Source organism: Flagellatimonas centrodinii (assembly GCF_016918765.2).
GTDB lineage: Bacteria > Pseudomonadota > Gammaproteobacteria > Nevskiales > Nevskiaceae > Polycyclovorans > Polycyclovorans centrodinii.
Genome location: NZ_CP092104.1, coordinates 1,773,022 through 1,792,667, shown reverse-complemented (window position 1 = coordinate 1,792,667; position 19,646 = coordinate 1,773,022). Strand labels below are relative to the sequence as shown.

Annotated in this window: 21 protein-coding genes; 8 read left to right on the top strand and 13 right to left on the bottom strand. The window is 65.5% G+C overall.

The genetic code is table 11. From position 1 onward, the window contains the following. Positions 1-16 precede the first annotated feature (16 nt). Entirely contained in the window at positions 17-421 is a 405-nt protein-coding gene (locus JN531_RS08415) for an HIT domain-containing protein (protein WP_228348421.1), read from the top strand. Here the strand turns inward: JN531_RS08415 and JN531_RS08410 are convergent. Genes JN531_RS08410 through JN531_RS08365 form a run of 10 tightly spaced genes read right to left on the bottom strand, consistent with a single transcriptional unit; the run spans position 418 to position 7,844 of the window. After that, a complete protein-coding gene (locus JN531_RS08410; protein WP_228348420.1) occupies positions 418-2,115 on the bottom strand; it encodes a Na(+)/H(+) antiporter subunit D in 1,698 nt (565 codons plus the stop codon). The two genes, JN531_RS08415 and JN531_RS08410, sit on opposite strands and share 4 nt — an antisense overlap. Then, complete coding sequence (locus tag JN531_RS08405) at positions 2,108-2,377, bottom strand: hypothetical protein (protein WP_228348419.1); 270 nt, start codon at positions 2,375-2,377, stop codon at positions 2,108-2,110. The genes JN531_RS08410 and JN531_RS08405 overlap by 8 nt, the downstream gene beginning before the upstream one ends. Continuing rightward, positions 2,374-3,897 carry a proton-conducting transporter transmembrane domain-containing protein gene (locus JN531_RS08400; protein WP_228348418.1) on the bottom strand — a complete coding sequence of 508 codons (1,524 nt, stop codon included), beginning with the start codon at positions 3,895-3,897 and terminating at the stop codon, positions 2,374-2,376. The genes JN531_RS08405 and JN531_RS08400 overlap by 4 nt, the downstream gene beginning before the upstream one ends. After that, complete coding sequence (locus JN531_RS08395) at positions 3,894-5,384, bottom strand: monovalent cation/H+ antiporter subunit D family protein (protein WP_228348417.1); 1,491 nt, start codon at positions 5,382-5,384, stop codon at positions 3,894-3,896. The genes JN531_RS08400 and JN531_RS08395 overlap by 4 nt, the downstream gene beginning before the upstream one ends. Further along, positions 5,381-5,764 carry a cation:proton antiporter subunit C gene (locus tag JN531_RS08390; protein ID WP_228348416.1) on the bottom strand — a complete coding sequence of 128 codons (384 nt, stop codon included), beginning with the start codon at positions 5,762-5,764 and terminating at the stop codon, positions 5,381-5,383. The genes JN531_RS08395 and JN531_RS08390 overlap by 4 nt, the downstream gene beginning before the upstream one ends. Beyond that, positions 5,761-6,210: a Na(+)/H(+) antiporter subunit B gene (locus JN531_RS08385; protein ID WP_228348415.1), complete on the bottom strand. Its 450-nt coding sequence runs from the start codon at positions 6,208-6,210 to the stop codon at positions 5,761-5,763. Before JN531_RS08385 ends, JN531_RS08390 begins: the two co-directional genes overlap by 4 nt. Next, on the bottom strand, positions 6,210-6,710 hold the full coding sequence (locus JN531_RS08380) for a DUF4040 domain-containing protein (RefSeq protein ID WP_436233312.1): 501 nt from the start codon (positions 6,708-6,710) through the stop codon (positions 6,210-6,212). The genes JN531_RS08385 and JN531_RS08380 overlap by 1 nt, the downstream gene beginning before the upstream one ends. A 35-nt stretch (positions 6,711-6,745) precedes the next feature. Continuing rightward, positions 6,746-7,069, bottom strand: coding sequence for a monovalent cation/H(+) antiporter subunit G (gene mnhG / locus JN531_RS08375; protein WP_228348413.1), 324 nt, complete (start codon positions 7,067-7,069; stop codon positions 6,746-6,748). Positions 7,070-7,071: 2 nt separating this feature from the next. Then, the gene (locus tag JN531_RS08370; protein WP_436233311.1) at positions 7,072-7,359 is read right to left on the bottom strand and encodes an MrpF/PhaF family protein; all 288 of its coding nucleotides are present in this window, start codon (positions 7,357-7,359) and stop codon (positions 7,072-7,074) included. A 2-nt stretch (positions 7,360-7,361) separates the two neighbouring features. After that, entirely contained in the window at positions 7,362-7,844 is a 483-nt protein-coding gene (locus JN531_RS08365) for a Na+/H+ antiporter subunit E (RefSeq protein ID WP_228348411.1), read from the bottom strand. A gap of 246 nt (positions 7,845-8,090) precedes the next feature. Between JN531_RS08365 and JN531_RS08360 the strand changes: the two genes are divergently transcribed. From JN531_RS08360 to JN531_RS08345, 4 genes are read left to right on the top strand one after another with little or no spacing between them, the layout of a single operon-like run. After that, the gene (locus tag JN531_RS08360; protein WP_228348410.1) at positions 8,091-10,439 is read left to right on the top strand and encodes a hypothetical protein; all 2,349 of its coding nucleotides are present in this window, start codon (positions 8,091-8,093) and stop codon (positions 10,437-10,439) included. Positions 10,440-10,450: 11 nt separating this feature from the next. Then, positions 10,451-12,166, top strand: a complete 1,716-nt coding sequence (locus JN531_RS08355; RefSeq protein WP_228348409.1) for a hypothetical protein — start codon at positions 10,451-10,453, stop codon at positions 12,164-12,166. A gap of 5 nt (positions 12,167-12,171) precedes the next feature. Continuing rightward, positions 12,172-12,939 carry a hypothetical protein gene (locus tag JN531_RS08350; protein WP_228348408.1) on the top strand — a complete coding sequence of 256 codons (768 nt, stop codon included), beginning with the start codon at positions 12,172-12,174 and terminating at the stop codon, positions 12,937-12,939. A gap of 15 nt (positions 12,940-12,954) precedes the next feature. After that, on the top strand, positions 12,955-13,800 hold the full coding sequence (locus JN531_RS08345; protein WP_228348407.1) for an Aq_1264-related membrane protein: 846 nt from the start codon (positions 12,955-12,957) through the stop codon (positions 13,798-13,800). A gap of 62 nt (positions 13,801-13,862) precedes the next feature. Here JN531_RS08345 and JN531_RS08340 read toward each other — a convergent pair whose 3' ends face one another. Continuing rightward, the gene (locus JN531_RS08340) at positions 13,863-14,111 is read right to left on the bottom strand and encodes a GlsB/YeaQ/YmgE family stress response membrane protein (RefSeq protein ID WP_228348406.1); all 249 of its coding nucleotides are present in this window, start codon (positions 14,109-14,111) and stop codon (positions 13,863-13,865) included. 149 nt (positions 14,112-14,260) lie between these two features. Between JN531_RS08340 and JN531_RS08335 the strand changes: the two genes are divergently transcribed. Together JN531_RS08335 and JN531_RS08330 are read left to right on the top strand one after the other, a co-directional pair. Next, positions 14,261-14,524, top strand: coding sequence for a hypothetical protein (locus tag JN531_RS08335; protein ID WP_228348405.1), 264 nt, complete (start codon positions 14,261-14,263; stop codon positions 14,522-14,524). Between the two features lie 90 nt (positions 14,525-14,614). Then, positions 14,615-16,606 (top strand): SDR family oxidoreductase, encoded by a 1,992-nt coding sequence (locus JN531_RS08330; protein ID WP_228348404.1) that lies wholly within the window; start codon positions 14,615-14,617, stop codon positions 16,604-16,606. Between the two features lie 216 nt (positions 16,607-16,822). Here the strand turns inward: JN531_RS08330 and JN531_RS08325 are convergent, their stop codons facing one another. Then, positions 16,823-17,902: a 3-deoxy-7-phosphoheptulonate synthase gene (locus JN531_RS08325; RefSeq protein WP_228348403.1), complete on the bottom strand. Its 1,080-nt coding sequence runs from the start codon at positions 17,900-17,902 to the stop codon at positions 16,823-16,825. Between the two features lie 142 nt (positions 17,903-18,044). On the opposite strand from JN531_RS08325, the gene JN531_RS08320 reads away from it, so the two are divergent. Then, positions 18,045-19,004, top strand: a complete 960-nt coding sequence (locus tag JN531_RS08320; RefSeq protein ID WP_228348402.1) for a DUF3187 family protein — start codon at positions 18,045-18,047, stop codon at positions 19,002-19,004. On the opposite strand, the gene JN531_RS08315 is transcribed toward JN531_RS08320, so the two are convergent. Next, entirely contained in the window at positions 19,001-19,603 is a 603-nt protein-coding gene (locus tag JN531_RS08315) for an NAD(P)H-dependent oxidoreductase (protein WP_228348401.1), read from the bottom strand. The two genes, JN531_RS08320 and JN531_RS08315, sit on opposite strands and share 4 nt — an antisense overlap. Positions 19,604-19,646 lie beyond the last annotated feature (43 nt).

The following is a 19,646-nucleotide window of genomic DNA, read 5'->3' as shown; positions in this document are numbered from 1 at the left end:
AGTGTAGCCGCCACCGATGTCCTTCGTTCTCGACCCTCGCCTCGCCGCCGACAGCGTGCCGGTGCTCGACGGCCCGCTGTGTAGCGTTCGCCTGATCAACGACGCCCGCTACCCCTGGTGTCTGCTGATACCGCGTCTGCCGGATCTGCGAGAAATCCATCAACTGGCCGAGGCTCGACAGCAGCAACTGTGGCGCGAGTCGTCGCAGCTGGGTGCGGCCATGATGCGGAGCTTCGACGGGCACAAGCTGAACGTGGCCGCGCTGGGCAACGTGGTGCCGCAACTGCACGTGCATCACATCGTGCGATTCGAAGGCGATGATGCCTGGCCCGCCCCGGTGTGGGGTCGGCACCCGGCCCGCCCCTACGACGACGCTGCCCTGCAGCAGCGGCTGGCGGTGCTGCGTGCCGCGCTCGATTAATCGAACGACGACACCAGGTAGACCATCAGCAGGACGGCAACCCACAACACCATCAACCCGGTACCCCAGGGGCCGGCCATCAGGCCGCCAGGACGGAAGTGGCGCTGCAATACGCGCACCAATCCCTGCGCGGAGCGATCCGGCAGCGCCCGAACCGCAAGCGCCTGCGGCCGGCCGGCCAACCGCGCCAACCCACCCCACAGCGCCGGCCAGGCACGCCGATAGAGCCAATCGCTGTCGAGATTGAGCGAGGGAATCTCGGGGGGATACCAGCCACGCCGGTAGAGCACCGCGAAACCGGCGGCAGCGAACAGCAGCAGCTGCAGCTGGGTGATCACGTGGGTGGTGGAATAGGCGTCGTAGTCGACCACGAATGGGAGCAGGGCATATAGCGGCTGCGGGTAGAGGCCGATGCCGATGCACAGTGCGGCGGTGATGCCCATGGCAATGAGCATGTTCAGCGGCGCTTCTTCGCAGCGTTTACCGGAATCGTGGGCAAAGAAACTGAAGAACGGAATCTTGATCCCCGAGTGATCCAGCACCCCAGCGGAGGCGAACAGCAAGACCAGCCACACCACCCACAGGTGCTCCTCGGCCACCGCCGTCAGAATCATCGACTTGGTGACGAAACCCGACAGCAGCGGAAACGCTGAAATCGACATCGAACCGATGATGCAGAATGCCGCGGTCCAGGGCATGGATTTGTAAAGCCCGCCGAGCTCGGAGGCCTTGACCGTGCCGACCCTGAACAGTACCGCCCCCATCGCCATGAACAGCAGCGACTTGTAGAGGATGTGAGCGAAGGCATGGGCAGCAGCGCCGTTGATCGCCAGTTCGGTGCCGACGCCGATACCCACCACCATGAACCCGAGCTGGTTGTTCAGGCTGTAAGCGAGTACCCGCCGCAAGTCGTTTTCGATCACGGCGAAAAAGATCGGGAACAGGGTCATCACCGCGCCGATCCAGATCAGCAGCTCGGTGCCGGCGAAACCACGCGCCAGCGCATAGACCGCCAGCTTGGTGGTGAAGGCCGACAACACCACGGTGCCGGTGACCGTGGCTTCCGGGTAGGCGTCCTGAAGCCAGTTGTGCATCAGCGGGAAGGCGCATTTGATGCCGAAGGCAAGGAAGATCAACAGCGCGCCGGGCTCGGCCAGGGTCATCCGCTCGAAATCAATGCTACCGGTGGCGACATAGCGCACGGCGATGCCGGCGATCAATAACACCCCCGACCCCACCTGGATGATCAGATAGCGCATGCCGACGTGGTAAGCCCGCTCGGTCCGTCGTGCCCAGATCAGGAACACCGACGACAACGCAGTGAGCTCCCAGTAGAGCATCAACGTCACCAGATCACCCGCCAGAACCGCGCCAATCGCAGCACCGGCATAGATCGTGGCCGCCACATGCTGCAGTGTGTCCTTCAGGTGCAGGGCATAGATCACCGCCAGAAACGCGGCGATATGGAAGATGACACCGAAGATGAAGGCCAGACGGTCGAGCCGCAGCGTCTCCAGGGTCATGCCGAAGAACTGCACCATGCCCGCATCGCCGGTCGGCAGCCAGCACAACAGCGCCAGGCTGACGACCGGCAGGGCCAGCATCACCACCTTGCGTGCCGTCTCCTTGAACAGCGGCAGCAGCATGCCGCCGACGATCATCACCAGGGCCGGGTTCAACAGTGCCTCAGTCATCGTGCGCTCCCGGCCGGTCGCGCTCGTAATAATCCTCGGGCCGCTTCAACCAGCGCCGCAGCAGCTTGGCACTCATGACAATGAAGACGTAGGCACCAAAACCGAAGAAGGCGAAGAACCCGAACCAGGCCTCAAAGGGGAAGTGCGTGTGCTTGGTATAGAGCAGGTCGGCCAGCAACAGCGCCGCACACAGCACGTACAGGCCATGGACCAGCCGGCTCACGTTCCTGGGGTCATCCAGCCAGCGTCGGCGGTCGTTCATTTACCCTCCCAGCCGAAACCCAGCCGGTCGGCCAGCGGGCTGAGCAACTGGTCTTCAAAGAAGAACAGAAAGAAGCAGGCCAGCGCGGTCAGGCACAGCGGAATCAGACAGGCCAGCGGCGCCTCACGAATCTTCGCGCGGCGGCCGACCCGCGCCTCCCCGGAGGGGTCGTCTGCTTCAGCCGGCGCCCCATGCTGGGGCAGAAAGAAGGCCCGAATCGGGATCGGCATCAGGTAGGCGACGCCCAGCAGGGAACTGACCAGCAACACCCCCATCATCATCGGCGTGCCGGCTTCGACCGCGCCTTCCATCAGCAGCAATTTGTCCCAGCTGCCGGCCAGCGGCGGCAGACCGATCACGGACATCGCGGCGAGGGTGAAGGCGGCGAAGGTGAACGGCATCTGCGGCCCCAGGCCATCCAGCTCACTGACCCGGGTCTTGTGCGCGGCCAGGTAAATGGCCCCGGCACAGAAGAACAGGGTGATCTTGCCTGCGGCGTGGGTGACGATGTGCAGGGCACCCTCCAGCAGGGCATCTGAAGTCGCCAGCGCAGCGCCCAGCACGATGTAGCTGAGCTGGCTGATGGTGGAATAGGCCAATCGGGCCTTGAGGTTGTCTTCGCGCACGGCGATCAGTGCCGCCACCACGATGGTAAAGGCCGCCACCCAGGCCATCGCTTCGCCGGCGCCGCTGACGCGCATGGTGTCCATGCCGAAGAAGTAGATGGTGACCTTGAGCACGGTAAACACGCCCGCCTTGACCACCGCCACCGCGTGCAGCAGCGCACTCACTGGAGTCGGCGCCACCATCGCCGACGGCAGCCAGCGGTGGAACGGCATCAGCGCCGCCTTGCCGATGCCGAACAGGAACAGCGCATAGAGAATGCCGAGCACGAAAGGCGGTGCGGTCCCGGCAAGAATGCCGCCGTCGCGGAAGTCGGTGGTGCCGGTGAGGGCGTAGGTCCACACCAGCGCCGGCAGGAACAAGCCGATCGAGGTCGTCAGCAGGGTGATCAGGTAGATGCGGGCGCCGCGACGCGCCTCCGCCGTGCCCTTGTGGGCCACCAGCGGCCAGGTGGCCAGCGTGAGCACTTCATAGCCAATGAACAGGGTCAGGCCGTTGGCCGCAAACGCGATCAGCATGGTGGCCGCTATGGCAATGGCAAAGCAGGTGTAGAACCGGGTGTGGTGGCCCTCCCCGGCGGTCCGCATATAGCCGATCGCATACAGCGACGTGATGGGCCACAGACAGGCGGCGACGGTGGCGAACAGCAACCCCAGCGGCTCCATTTCGAGTGCCAGCGAAAGCCCCGGCATCCACTGCCATAGTGTGAACCGCAGCGGCTGTGCCGGATCGGTCGACCACAGCGGGATCACCAGCGCGGCCAACAGCAGGCCGCTGACCAAGGTCGCGGCCTCGCGCAGATTGGGCCAGCGACGCAACAGCAGCAGCGCGGCGGCCCCGGCCAGGGGCAGCAGCACCGCCGCCAGCAGGGTCATCGGACCCGGACCGGGCATCATGGCGTCACCCCGAGGGCCGCCGTCGCCGCCGCCTGCGCCAGCCCCAACAGCGGCCCACTGTCGACCGCCACCCACAACGACACGGCGACCAGGGTCCAGGCCGTCAGGGTCATCGCCAACGGCGTCGGCGTCGCGGCGGGCGCATCCTCTGGGGGTTCACGGAACCAGGCGATCTCGATCATCCGCCCGACATAGACCAGCGCCAGCAGCGAACTGACCAGCATGGCGATCAACGGAAGCCACTGTGCCTCGGCGATCAAGGCCTGCGCCAGGGCCCACTTGCTGACGAAGCCGGCGGTCAGCGGTACGCCAACGAGTCCGAGTCCGCCGATCAGCAGCAACACGAATAGCCCCGGCAACCGTCGCGCCAATCCCGCCAGGTCCGCCATGCGGGTGCCGCCGACCTGCAGCATCAACAGCCCCGCCATGGCGAACAGCCCCCCCTTGATCAGGGCATGGTTGAACAGGTGGAGTGCGGAGGCGGTCAGCCCGTCGAACGTGGCCAGCGACAGGCCGAGCACGATGTAGCCGATCTGCCCCACACTGGACCAAGCCAACACCCGTTTGAGGTCATCGGCGAAGATGGCGGCCACCGCCCCGTAGAGCATCGCCGCCACCGACAGCAGCATCAGGATATCGCCCAGCGGCAACGTGCCGAAGGCGAACCCGATACCAAATACCGTGAACAGGAAGCGAGCCAGCACATACACCGCTACCTTGGTCGCGGTGGCGGCCAGGAATGCGCTCACTACCGACGGGGCCTCGCCATAGGCACCGGGCAGCCAGGCGTGCAGCGGTACCAGCGCCAGTTTGAGGCTGGCGCCCACCACGATGAAGGCCAGCGCTGCCTCGATGGTGCGGGTGTGCATGACCGCCGGCAACCGCTCCGCCAGGTCCGCCATATTGAGCGTGCCGGTCATCATGTACATGAGACCGATACCGATCAGCAGGAAGGTACCGCCGATGGTGCCCATGACCAAATACTCGAAGGCCGCCATCAGCGCCCGCCGGTGCCGCCCCATGGCGATCAGTGCGTACGCTGACAGCGACGAAATTTCGAGAAACACGAACAGGTTGAAGGCATCGCCGGTCGCAGCAATGCCGAGCAACCCGCACTGGCAGAGCAGCAACAACGCGTAGAACAGATAAGCGCGGTCTGCGTCGATCTCCCGGGCGACGCTGGCGCGCGCATAGGGGGCCAGCAGGGCGGCCATGCCGGAGACGATGACCAGCACCAGGGCATTGAGCGCATCAATGCGGTACTCGATGCCGACCGGCGGCGCCCACCCCCCGATGGCGTAGCGGACGACACCCACCTCGATCACCTGCAGCAGCAGCGCGATGCTCAGCAGCAGCCCGACCCCGGTGGTCAGCTGATACACCGCCCAGGCCAGCAACGGCCGCCGCAGCAACACGCAGAGCGGCGCCGCCATCAGCGGCATCATCACCAGCAGCGCAGGCAGGTGTGCCAGCCAGGTGCCGCTCATCCGCGGGGGGTCTCCGGCGGCGGTCGGGAGGCTGCTTCCGCGGCCATGATGACGTCTTCCTCGATGGTGCCGTACGCCTCATGGATTCGCACCACCAGCGCCAGACCCAGGGCCGTGGTGGCGACGCCGACGACAATGGCGGTGAGAATCAACACATGCGGCAGCGGATGGGCATACAACGCACCACCTTCCATCAGAATCGGCGCGGTCGCGTCGTGCAGGCTGCCCATGCTGATGTAGAGCACGAACACTGCAGTCTGAAACAACGACAAGCCGATCAATTTCTTGATCAGGTTGTCATAGCCGATGACGATGTAAAACCCGATCATCATCAACAGCACCACAATCCAATAATTGTAGAGCCCCAGTACCGTGCTCATGGGGCTTCCTCGGACGGCGGCGGCGATCGCAAGCGCCCGCGGCCGGCGAACACGAAGAAGATGCCGATCATCGCACCGGCCACCGTCAGCCCGACGCCGGCCTCCACCAGCAGGATGCCGTAGTGCTGGCCGTGCAGCGGATCATGGGCCAGCACGTCGTAGTCGAGCAGCGCGCCGCCGAGGAACATGCAGGCAATACCGGTCCCGCCGTACAGCAGTACACCGCCGGAGACCGCCAGCCGCACGGCCCATGAGGGTACTGCGGCCCGCGCCGCGTCCAATCCCATCACCAGCGCATACAACACCACACCAGCGGCAAAGATGACGCCGGCCTGAAACCCACCGCCGGGGCCGAAGTCGCCGTGAAACTGCACATACAGGGCGAACAGCATGATCATCGGGATCAATGCCTTGGCGACAACGCGCAACAGCGGGTTGTCGGCCATCACCGGCGTCGTCTCCGGGCACCCAGCAGCATGATCACCGCGATCCCGGCGGTAAACACCACCGTCACCTCCCCCAAGGTGTCGTAGCCGCGATAGCTCGCCAGCACCGAGGTCACCACATTGGGAACGCCGATCTCGTCCACGCTGGTTTCGAGGTAGTGCGCCCGCAGGGGGTGCTGGTGCACCGGGGTGTCAGGTTGATTGAAATGCGGCATGTCGAGCGTGGCGTAGAGCAATGCGGCACCGGTGAGGCCGGTCACCAGCAGTGCGCGCACGGTGCGCGCGCGTGACACTGGCTGTTCGCGCGAACGTGTCAGCGCGAGCGCGGCCAGCAGCAACACCGTGGTGATACCGGCACCGACCGATGCCTCGGTCATCGCCACATCGACCGCATCCATGACCATGAACATGCAGGCCGACAGCAGGCTGTAGAGCGAGGTCAACATGGCCACCGCAAACAGATTGCGAATGCGTGCGATGGCGATGGCGGCGGCGGCCATCAGCGTCAGCAGCAGAATGGTCAGCAGCGTGTCGTTCACGGCGATGACCCGGAACCATCAACGAGTTGTGGCTTGAGCCCGTCACGAACCGCGGAATACGCCAGCGCATGCACGGCCGTCGGGCTGGTAAACAGCAGGAATACGACGATCAGCAGCAAACGCACTGCTACCGCCAGATCCGGCGCCAGCAGCAGCAGTCCGGACATGATCAGCAACATGCCGCCGGTTTCGGTAACCGATCCGGCGTGGGTACGGGTGAAGAAGTCGGGCATCCGCAGAACGCCGATGGCACCCATCACCGCCAACAATGCACCCGCTCCCAGCAGCAGGTTGGCCAGCACGTCGATCCAGGTCGCCATCGTCAGACGTCTCCCTCTTCGCGGCCCGCCTGATCCCACCCCAGATCACCGTAGTGCATGAATTTCAGGACCGCGACGGTCCCGATGAAGTTGATCAAGGCGTAGACGATCGCGATATCGAGAAACTCGGGGCGGCCGCTGAGGAACCCGAGTACGGCGATGAACAGCACCGTCTTGGTCCCCACCAGGTTGATGGCGAGAATGCGGTCGTACACCGTCGGGCCGAGAAACACCCGCAGCAACAGCAAGATCATGGTCACCATTACCGCCACCATCACCGCGGTCAGCATGGTCATCGCTCTGCACCCCGTTCCAGTGCGGTCACGCGATCATCCATCACCCCTGCCTCGATGGCACGGGCCCCCTCGCGGGTCAGCGCGTGCACCTCGATGTGATCGGCGTGCATCCGCACCGAGAGTGTCCCCGGTGTCAGGGTGATGGCATTGGCGAGAATGGCGCGCCCCCCGTCGGTGACTTCGTGCATCGACGACCGCGCCCATGTCGGCGAGATCGCAGCGCCCGGCATCACGATACAGCGAAGCACGGCTGCGTTGGCTTTCACCATTTCCCACCCCAGCCACAGCCAGAATACGGGCAACCGCAGACCCAGCTGCAAAGGCACCGACTCAGCATCAACCACCTTCATGCGCACGGCCAACGCAACCACCGCGAGGCAGCTGAGCAAGCCAAAGCCGAGCCACAATGGCGCGTAGTGCCCCGACAGGAGCAACCACAGCAGTGCCAGCGCGACGAACAGGCTGCAGGCATGACGCATGCCGCAGGTCTCCTTGCGAATAATCCAGATCGTTGATCGGGCCGAATGTATCGATCGGTTCGACGAGGCGTCAACCATACGCTGCAGCCTCGGTCGCGGATACGGTTCGCCACTAATATGTCGTCCGAACCGGTGTCCGTGAGTGCCCCGACTCGCCCCCTGCCGCTGCAATCGCGCAAAAGCGCTCCGGCGAAGGAGCGTCGGCGCTACACTCGGGACAAAAGGTCCAACCTGGGGGAGAGACCCATGACAACCACCCGCCTGCTGGCGACCCTGTGCGCGTTGCTCGGCTACTCGGCACTTGCCTTCGCTGAGCCCACCACGTCCGACGGCGACGCTGCTGCCGCCGGCTATCGCTCCGAGAACCGGTCAGTGTCCATCGCCGATCTCGCCGAACGCGACCGGCTCACCGGCGTCTGGGACGGCAGCCCTCAGGTGGCCGAAAAGCGGGACTGGTACGCCGACCACTTCTACGACACCCTGGCCAGCCAGAAGCGCTGGCATGCGGGCACCGGTCCGTTCACCACCCATGAATTCCAGGGCGAGATCACCTGGGATATCGTCGCCATTCCACAGAAGGCGCCACCGCCCTGCGGCGAACCCCAACCCACCGCCTATGACCGCGAAAGCTGCCGCTATGTCGCCACCCTGTTCACCGAGCTGGAGACTCGCGATCCGGCGGCGGCACGGTTGGCACGCGCACAGGTCCGCCGCGGACGCGATGTGTGGTTCAAGGGCACTTTCGGCAATCAGGATGAGATCTACCAACATTTCTCACGCGTAGCCGGTGGCATCCAGAATATCCGCTACCCCTGGCTCGACACCCGCGAGCGCAAGAACCGTTTCACCCAATACGGGCTGATCAATGACCCGGGGTGCACCGAGGGCGATGCCAGCACCTTCTGGATGGACCGCTGCGATGACCCGTTCAGCTCGGGCGTGCTGGGATACCGCAAGTACCCCGCACCCGGCGTCGTCAAGGACGACGACGGCAAGACCGTGTTCGATCCCGCCAGCGAGGATTACAACCAGCGCTTCGTCATTGGCCATCCCTGCGTGCAGTGCCATGTCGCATTCGACCCCACGCATCCGCCGAAAGACCCCAACGCACCGGAGTGGGAGAACATCCATGCGTTGATCGGCAACCAATACATCGTGCAGCCCCTGATGTTCTTTCAGGGCACGCCGCATGACTCGCCGATCCGGCAGGTACTCAAGGGCGGCCGTGCCGGCACCATCGACACCTCGCTGGTGGCCAACGACTTTCAGCACAACCCCGGCACCCAGAACAACATCATGGATTTCTTCAACAAGCGGGTGTTCGAGGAGGACATCAAGCATCCGGTGACCGGTGAGGTAAAGAAGGCCAAGACCCTGCACGTGCTCAAGGGCGGCGAAGACTCGGTCGGCGAGCATCTCGCGCTGATTCGCGTCTACGTCAACATCGGTATGTGCACCGAAGAGTGCTGGGCGCCGAAATTCCCGAATCCCGGCACCTTCTTCGGCGAGAAGGCAGCGCAGCGTCCATTCTCCATCGAACAGTGCGCCGCTGATTGCGAAGCCTGGAACCATGCCGACGCCAAAATGCCGGATCTCGCGGCCTTTCTGATCACCGGTGGCCCCACCTATCTGCTGAAGGCAGTGGATGTGGATGGCACCCCGGGCAGCGACTTTGTCGATACAACGGCGATCCCGGAGGGCCGCAAGATCTTCGCCCGCGAATGCGCCAGCTGTCACAGCTCGAAGATGGCGCCCGACAACATCCGCGCCGACAAGGCGGCGTTGGCGCGCTACTACGAAGGACATGTCTTCGGCTCGGAGGCCTTCTGGCAGCTGGAATTCAGCGAGGCCGAGCGCTCCGATGAAGCCTTCCGCAACAAGTACCTCAGCGCAGACGGACGGCCGCGCCAGTTCGCCGACGCCGATGTCTTTGGCCAGGACTGGCTATCCAACGACGAACCCGTACCGTTCCACCAGGTCGGCACCAATCGCTGTCGCGCCCTGCACGACAACCACAACGCCGGCCATATCTGGGAGGAATTCTCCTCCGAGACCTACAAACAACGCCCATCCCCCGGTAGCGTGCCGCGGGTCACCAACCGCATGGTGCCGGGCCTCGGCGGCATCGAAATCGGTGAAAAAATCATTGAAGGCGGCCCCGGCTACCTGCGCAACTTCTCATTGCTGTCGGTGTGGGCGACCGCACCATTCCTGCACAACAACGCCATCGGCGAGCTGACCTACCTCGATGACGGGCAAACGCTCGACACCACGGTGGCTGGGCGCATCAAACAATTCGAGATGGCATACGCCGAGTTGATGATGAGTGACGACCCGGCGATCACCCCCAGTCGTCCGCAAAAGATCGGCGTGACCGATACCGACATCCGTATCGCCCCGCGCGAGGACATGCAGGGGCCGATCAAGCTGCCGGTCGCCAAGGGCACGCCGATCGCCAACTTTGCCTCCAGCGATCCGCACCGACCGCTGTTCATGAAATGTGACGACCTCGTCGAGAACAAGGGGCATCAGTTCGGCATCTCGCTCAGTGACGATGACAAGTACGCGCTGCGGGAATTCCTCAAGATTCTCTGAGCCGTCGCGTGATGAAAGCCCTGTTCGCCGGCCTGGTCCTGGCCCTGATCGCCATCGGGGGCTGGTGGCTATGGCCGGCGGCGGTGTCGCCGGCGGGTCCCGACCTGCAGGCGCGCGCCGCGGTGATGGCCGGTGCTGTCGGACCGTTGCGACAGGGGATCGCCCAAACCGACCTGCCACCGGAGGGGACCCGTTCGCTGTTCGATCACCTGATGGCGCAGGCGGATGGCCTGCCCTATCCCTTCGAGGATCTGGTGGCGTTGCTGGCACAGCAGCATCCCGAGGGGGCCCGACCGCTGCAATTGCTGATTCCCTTCGGCCGCTCACTGCTGAAGGGTCAAGCCGATTTCGAGGCGCCGCGAATCCTGGTCGCGACCGATTTCGAGGCGGCCAGTACACCGGCCAGTCTCGGCCTGGCACCGCGCGGCCAGCTATTTCTCGGCTTTACCGAGAAAGCGGACGAGATCGAAGTCATCAGCTACAACGAGGTCGCCGGCAGGTTCGAGTTCCAACTGGTGCAGGACTACCGCGCCGACGGTCAGCCGCGCATCGTCTATGCCCGGCGCGACATCTGCCTCACCTGCCATCAAGGGGGTGGCCCGATCTTCCCCCAGCGCCCTTGGAACGAGACCAACGCGCACCCCGCCATTTCCGACCGTATCGGCCGCGGCAGCGAGGCGACGTCCGGCTACCTCGGGGTCTCCGCTGCCGTGCCGCTGGCCATACCGGAGCGCTATGACGAGCTCACCGATATCGGTCAATTCCTGGTCGTGACCCAGGGGGTCTGGATCAATGGCTGCGGCACCGAAGGCGAGCCCTGCCGCCGGCAGCTGCTGACCGAAGCGCTGCGCTATGCCTGGGACCCGGGCGGCTACGACACCCGCAGCGCGGGGGCTGAGCGCCTGCGCCAATTGCAGGCGGGGGCATGGCCGGCAGCCGGTATCCCGGTGCCCGATAACGACCTGCCCAATCGCGATCCGCTGGTCGGCCATACCGGCTGGCTGGGCCGCATACGGGGACTGTTTGTCGACATCGGTCCACAAGGGGGCGCCCGCAGCAACGAGGATCTCGCCGCCTTCGAAGCGCTTCCGCCGCTGCCGGCCGCCATTGATCCGCTGACACCACGCCCCCCCCGGCGAGTGCTGACATCCGAGACGTTGGAGGGCGCCTATGGGCTCGCCAGTCTGTTCACGGTCGACGACATCCGCCAGCTGGAGCGGCTCACCGCAGGGGATTTCGGGCAGGTCGAGGCCGCGGTCATCAAGCTACCGGCAGAGCCGTTCGCACCTGAACCGGCGGCCCGGATCGCCTTGATGCAGGCGCTGTTATCGTCACTGGACGGGCCTTCGCTGGCCTACTGCTGTCTGGACACCACCGCGCTGTCGCCACCGCAACCCGTGGGCGTACCGCCGTTGACCATCAGCAATGGCTCGGTCCTCGTGCATTTCGAGACCTACTGTTTTGCCTGTCACCGCGGCAACCCGGCAGCGCGCCTGAACTTCATGGCCGGCGCCGACGAGGCCGAGGTGCTGGCACGCATCGAAGACAGTCCGAAGATCCGCGATGCCCTGGATTGGGCCCGTTACACCGGCACCGACAAAGCCGCCCTGCTGATGCCGCCTGCCGACTCTTCACAACACGCGCAGATGGTCGCCGCCGGCGCTGCCGGTGAGGCTGCCCGGGCGGCCATGCGCGACGCCGTCCCGTCCCTGTTCGGAGACTGGTAACCCCGATGAAGACCCTGTTGCCCGCGACCCTGATCGCCCTCGCTTCGATCTCCTTGCCAGCCGCTGCGGAGCCCGCCTTTGCGCGCCTCTACCAGCAGCAGTTCGGCTATACGCCAAGCTGCAACGCCTGCCACAAGGACGGTGGCGGCACCCCGGTCAACCCCTATGGCGAAGCCTTCAAGACTGGCGGCATGAATGCCGCTGCCTGGGAGCGGATTGCTGGCCTCGACAGCGACGGCGACGGCCATGGAAACGGTGTGGAAGCCAGCGCTCGCGCCAACCCCGGCAGCAGCCGGTCAACGCCGGCAGCGCCCGGCGACTGGCTCGACATCGCCAGCCTGGTGCCGCAGGAGGTGCAGGCGGCCTTCCCCGGGGTGCGGGCCTATCTGCCACGCGACGCCCTGTTGACCGAATCCGACATCGCCCGCGCCAAGGGCCTTGGCGCCACGCTCACGCGCGATGACGAGAACACCCTCTACATTCCGCTGGTGGACCGCCGGCCGGTGGGAACCGCGCTGATCTTCCCCGTGCACCATCAGGGCAAGACCTTTTTCCTGCTGATGACCACCGACCGGCAGCTGCGGGTCGAAACGGTCAGCGTGCTGAACAGTCGACAACTGCCTGAGGCAGAGGATCACCCGGTCTACGCCGATTTCATCGGCATCGCCCTTGATGCGCTGCCGCGCGCCACCGGCGATGACCTCGCTGCCGCGATTACCCGTGCGGTGAAGAACGCCGGCACCCTCATCTATGTGCGCCTCAAGAGCGCCTGACGCCGGAGAACCCCCATGTGGCGCGCAAGACTGCTGGAACTACTGCTGGCTGCCTTCTTCATCGGGGTAGCGCTGGTGGCCCGCGCCGCGGCCACCGACGCTGCGGCGGAAACGCGGGCCGGCAATCCCGTGGTGCAGACCGCGATGCCATCTGCAGCCGACGACGGCTTCGACTTCTTCAGCGACGCTCCGGTCGACACGCCCGCGGTGATCGAGCTACCACCACCCACCCCGCGCTGGAAAGCCGTGGGTGGGCCGCTGGCACTGATCGGCTTTTTCTTCGCCCTGCTGCTGTTCTTCTGGTGGATGGTGCCGTTCCAGGCACACACGGTCGACATCAACCTGCATGGCATGCCCACCGGCGTGAAACGGGGCATTGCCATGGCCACCGTGCTGTTCGGTATCGCCTTCTGCTTCGGTGCGTCGGAGATCTGGTACATGCTCGGCGTCTACGGCAATGCCGAGGCCTACTTCGCGCAGATGAGCCTGGGCAAACTGATCGCCTTCACCCACGCTCATCTGTTCGGGTTCACCACCGCCTTCTTCATCATCGGCATCCCGTTCTCGCTGCACTTCAACCACCTGTGGCCGTATCAGTGGGTCTTTCCGATCGGCCTCGCGGCCTCGGTGACCGACGTGATGTCGTGGTGGGGCATCAAGTTCGTGTCGGTGAATTTCGAGTGGGTCTCGATGTTCTGCGGCGTGCTGTTCTCGGCCAGCTACCTCTACATGTTGGTCGGCCTGCTGCGGGTGCTGCTGCTGCCGCAGGTGATCTGGGCCACCGACAAGGACCGGGAAGCGCGTCTGGCAGAACGCCGCGAGATCCGCGACGCGGCCCGCCATCAGGAGGGGGACTACTGACAGCGCCGCGCCGCGAGCGCCCGACTCTTCGGACGCTGCGGCGCGGGCCGTTCACTGCATCGCTATCGGCGGATGAACCGGTACAGCAGTAGCAGGACCATCGCCCCGCCGGTGGCCACCAGAATGCCCTGCAGCGTGAACCCGTTGAAACTGGCGATGCCGAGCTGGGTGCCGATCCAGCCGCCGACGAAGGCGCCGGCGATGCCCAACACGATGGTGATGATGAAGCCGCCCGGGTCCTTGCCCGGCATGAACAGTTTGGCAAGCACACCGGCCACCAGACCCAGCAGCACCCACGACAGAATTCCCATGCACGTTCTCCTTCAGGCATCACCCCGTCGGTGACAGCCCTACGGTACCGCAGCCGCTGATGCCCTGCGTCGGCGCCGCCCGTCGGCGAGCCGCCCCTGTGCGCCGCCGGATGCGCTGAGATGGCCGTCTGCCGCCAGGGACTGCCGCCATGTACCGCATCATCAACGACCAACAGTTTCACGCCGGCCGCCGGCCGCGCCCCCTGCGCGTGCTCGGCTGGGTCAGCCTCGGCATGGTGCTGGGCATGGCCAGTGCGGCGCACGCCCCGCGTCTGAGTCCGGTCCCCCTGGCCGATGCGGCGATGCCGGCACTGCCGGCACTGCCGTCCGCGTATCAGCGCGCCGAAGACGACCATCACTGTCCACGTGCCGGTGCCGGCGGTCTGCGGCTGAGCTGCTCGCTGACACACTGAGCTCCGGGTTCCCGACGGATCGTTCAATGCCACCCCCGCGGTCTGGGGTAAAGTCCGCCCATTGATGTCTGCCATCTCTGGAGCGCTTCCATGCAATACCTCGTCACCGGCGCCACCGGCTTCATCGGCAAGTTTCTGCTCGGCGAATTGCTGGCCCGTGAAGACGCCACCGTCCATGTCCTGATTCGCGACGGCTCGGAAGCCAAGTTCGAAGGGCTGAAGCGCCGCTACGAAGGCACGCCCGGCACCCTTAAACGGGTGTCTGGCGACGTCACCAGCGCCGGCGTCATCGGCGACGCCGACCTGAAGAAGCTCAAGGGCAAGATCGACCATCTGTTCCATCTTGCTGCCGTCTATGACATGAACATGGACGATGCCACCGGCGATCGCATCAACAACGAGGGCACCCGCAACGTGGTGGCTCTGGCGCATGCGCTCGGGGGCGATATCCGTCTGCATCATGCCTCCAGCGTGGCCGTGGCCGGCGGCAGCTTCGTTGGCCGCTTCACCGAAAAGATGTTCGACGAGGGCCAGCCGGTCGACCATCCCTACTTCCGCACCAAGTTCCAGAGCGAGGCTATCGTCCGCGACGAGTGCAAGGTGCCGTTCCGCATCTACCGCCCGGGCGCGGTGGTAGGGCACTCGGAAACCGGCGAGATGGACAAGATCGACGGCCCCTACTATTTCTTCAAGACGCTGCAGAAAATCAGCTATGGCATTCCGCGCTGGCTGCCGCTGCTGGGCATCGAGGGCGGCAAGGTGCCGATCGCGCCGGTCGACTACGTGGTGCGGGCGATGGATGCGTTGGCACACAAGGAAGGGCTCGACGGCCAGTGCTTCCACCTGGTGCAGTCCGATGCCCCCAGCGTCGGTGAGCTGCTGCAGACCTTCCTCAAGGCCGCCCACGGTCCCGAGTTCGCCACCCGCATCGACCTGCCGCCGATGCCGGCCGCCCTGCGGCCACTGGCCAACGAGCTTGGCCGGCGCTTGCCGCGCTCGGTGGAGAAGGCCATTTCCGAGGCCATCGGGGCGCCGCTGTCGGTGCTCGGCTATGTCCGCAACCAGGCCGTGTTCGACGACACGCTGACGCGCCGCGCGCTGCGCGGCAGTGGCGTCAAATGCCCGGAAATCCGCGACTACGCCAAGGTGCTGTGGGAGTACTGGGAGCTGTTCCTCGATCTCGACGTCAAGATCCCGAAGGGCGCCTTGCGTCGGCTGGCAGGGAAGGTGGTCATTGTCACCGGCGCGTCCAGCGGTATCGGCTTCAACGTTGCCAAGAAACTGGGCGCTGCCGGCGCCAAGGTCATTCTGGTGGCGCGGACCCGGGAAAAACTGGAGCAGACCCGCTTCATCATCGAAAAGGCCGGCGGCGAAGCGCACGTCTATCCCTGCGACCTCAACGACATGGCGGCGATCGACCACTGTGCCCAGCAGATCCTCGAGGACTTCGGCCATGTCGACATCCTGGTGAACAATGCCGGGCGCTCGATCCGCCGGGCTGTGCTGGAATCGACCACCCGCTTCCACGATTTCGAGCGGACCATGCAGCTGAACTACTTCGGCGCCATCCGCATGATCCTCAACCTGCTGCCGAGCATGGCCCAGCGCAAGGGCGGCCATGTCATCAACATCAGTTCCATCGGGGTGCTCGCCAACGCGGCGCGCTTCTCCGCTTACGTTGCCTCAAAGGCGGCACTGGATGCCTTCTCGCGCTCGCTGGCGGCCGAGGTGAAGCACAAGAACATCGAGATCACCGCGATCTACATGCCGCTGGTGCGGACACCGATGATCGCGCCCACCAAGATCTACGACTATGTGCCCACCTGGAGCCCGGACCATGCTGCCGACGTGGTCTTGAAGGCGATTCTGGAGCGGCCCAAGAGCGTCGCCACCACACTCGGCACCGCGGCCGCCATCAGCTACGCGGTGTGGCCGAAGATGAACGACTACGTGCTCAACAAGGGCTTCAACCTGTTCCCCTCATCCAGCTCCGCGCGCGGCAAGGGCAAGGGCGGGGAGTCGGACAAGCCGAGCCTGCAACAGGTGGTGTTCGCCAACCTGTTCAAGGGCGAATACTTCTGAGCGCCGGGGGGCGAATGCTGCCGCAACGGGGCAGGGTGATTCGCGCGGCGCGCTACGGTCGCCGTGCTGGCAGCCACGCGGTACGGCCATTCGGGCCCCGCTCAAGTCCATCCCTGGATCGCTCGACGCTGGACGTCCTGTCCAGCGACGGCCCCGAACGGCCGCACCGCGCGTCTGCCTGAAGGTCAACCGTTCGGGGGCGGCGCTCCCCACATCTCACACGTCGGCAGACGACTGCCGTGCCTGCCGCCGCGTCGCCACGGCCTCCGCCAGTTGGGTCAGCAGCGGTTCGGTGTCCGACCAGGCAATGCAGGCATCGGTGATGCTCTGGCCATAGGTGAGGGTGCCACCGGGTGTCGCGTCCTGACGGCCCTCGACCAAATGTGATTCGATCATCACGCCGATGATGCGGCGGTCGCCGCCGGCAATCTGGCTGGCCACATCGTGGCCGACGATGACCTGCCGCCGGTGCTGCTTGGAACTGTTGGCATGCGAGAAGTCGATCATCACCTGCGGCTGCAGGCCGGACTTCTCCATCGCCTCGCTGGCCGCGTCGACATTGCCGGCGTCGTAGTTCGGGCCCTTGCTGCCGCCACGCAGGATCACGTGCGAGTCAGGGTTGCCGGTGGTCTGGAAGATCGCCGACTGCCCTTCCGAGGTGAGCGACAGGAAGCGGTGCGGGCTGCGCGCCGACACCACCGCGTCGACCGCCACCTTGACGCTGCCATCGGTACCGTTCTTGAAGCCGACCGGGCACGACAGCCCGGAGGCCATCTCGCGATGCAACTGGCTTTCGGTGGTCCGGGCGCCGATCGCGCCCCAGCTCACCAGGTCCGACAGGTATTGCGGGGTGAGGATGTCGAGGTACTCGACACCCGCCGGCATGCCGCGGTCATTGAGATCGCACAACACCTTGCGAGCCAGTCGCAGGCCCTTGTCGATCTGATAACTGTCATCGAGATCGGGATCGTTGATCAGCCCCTTCCAGCCGACCGTGGTGCGCGGCTTCTCGAAATACACCCGCATGACGATGAGCAGGTCGCGGGCCAGCCGCTCGCGCACCACCGCCAGCTTCTCGGCGTAGTCGAGCGCCGCCGCCGGATCATGGATGGAGCAGGGGCCGACCACCACCAGCAAGCGGTCGTCGCGGCCGTGGAGGATGTCCTGGATCGCGGTGCGGGCACTCAGCGTGGTCTCCGCAGCGGCGGCCGACAGCGGCAGCTCCTGTTTGACCTGGGCCGGCGTCGCCACCGGCAATACCGACTGGATACGGACGTTTTCAGTTACCACCGTCATGACACATCAACCTTGCAGAAGTCTTTGGGCGTGTCGCCGGGCGACGCGCACGTCAGCGCTGGCGAGCGCGCGATCCTACCACCGTCATGCCGCCGGAGTGCGATACCCTGCGGCGCCAAGACCGCCAACCGAGCCTCGCCCCATGCGCCCAGCGATCCCCCTGCTAGCCGCCCTGCTGCTGCCCGTCATCGCCCAGGCCGGCGGGTTGCAGACCCGCAACGAGGCGGCGCTGAGCCGGTTTGCCGCACTGCCCCTGACCGGAGCGCCGGCGTTGGCGGCAGAGGGCCCGGAGCAGTGGCAGTTCACCACCGACCTCACCAGCGAGTTCTATGCGGAGGACCTCGACCGCGAATCAATACGGCTGGACGGCGAGACCCTGCGCCTCGGCATCGACGTTCGGGGACGCTGGAGCCCCAGTGTCGACTGGGGACTGCGGCTGAGCCTGCTCGATACCGGCGGCGGCTTTCTCGACCGCTTCATCGAGGATTGGCACGATATCTTTAGCCTGCCCAATGGCGGCCGCGAACGGTTTGCCCAGGATCAGTACCGCTACCAGTTGGTGCAGGACGGCGTCACGGTCCTCGACACTGACCGGAACGCGCGCGGCCTCGGAGATCTCGAGGCACGGGTCGGCTTCGCCCTGCGACCGGGCCAGGTGCTGCGACTGATGCTCAAGCTGCCCACCGGCGACGACGCCCGCTTGACTGGCGGGCACCTGGGGGCTGCCCTGTGGCTGGACAGCGCGCTGCCGTTCGCCGACGGCAGCGACTGGGGGGGTCACTACAGCGTCGGTGGCAGCCTGCAGCAGACCCGTGGCGCCCTCGCCGACCGGCAGCAGCCAGCCGCCGGTTTCGCCAGCCTCGGCCTGCAACGGCACCTGATCGGCCCGCTGTCGGCGCTCGGCCAGCTCTACGCGCATACACCGCTCTACCGCAATGTCGACAGCGATATCGGCGACCCCGGGCTGCAGCTGAGTCTCGGCGGACGTTGGTCTTTCAACGACCGCTGGCAGGCCGACCTCGCATTCCAGGAAGACCTGATCGTCAACGCCAGCCCGGACTTCAGCCTGCATTTCGCGCTGCGCTACCACGGGTCGCGCTAGACAGCGTCGACATACCAGCGGGGCAACAGTGCATCGAGTGCGGCCTGCGCCGACGCCACCGCCTGTGCCGCGTCGCGGCTGGTGCCCTGCGCCGAAATCACTTCGGCCTCGCTGTAGCCCATGAAGCCGAACAGGGTTCGCGCCAGCGGGCTGTAGTGGTCGCCGCCGCCGTCACCGTAGACCCCACCCGAGCTGAACAGCGCCAGCGCCCGGCGTCCGGTCATCAGTCCACGATAGCCGTTGGCATCGGCATCCCAGGTGCGACCCTTCTGGATGATGCCGTCGAGAAACGCCTTCAGTGGCCCGGGCATGGCGAAGTTGTGCATCGGTGATGCCAGCATCAGCACGTCTGCCGCCAGCACCTTGGCGACATCGGCATCCTGCACCGCCAACGCAGCCGCCTCGTCGGCCGCCAGGGTCTGGCCCCCGTAATTGCGCTTGACGTAGGCATCCACTGCCGCGGTGTCGAGCATCGCTACCGGCCGTCGCGCCAGGTCGATGAGGTCGATATCACCGCGGATGTGCTGCCGCGCATGGGCCACCAGCCGGGCGGTGTGGGACCCGGTGCGTGGGGTGAAGGTGACGAGCAGAGTTTTCATGGGAGGGCTCCGTGAGGGTGAGGGGGGGGGGTCGCGGTTCAAT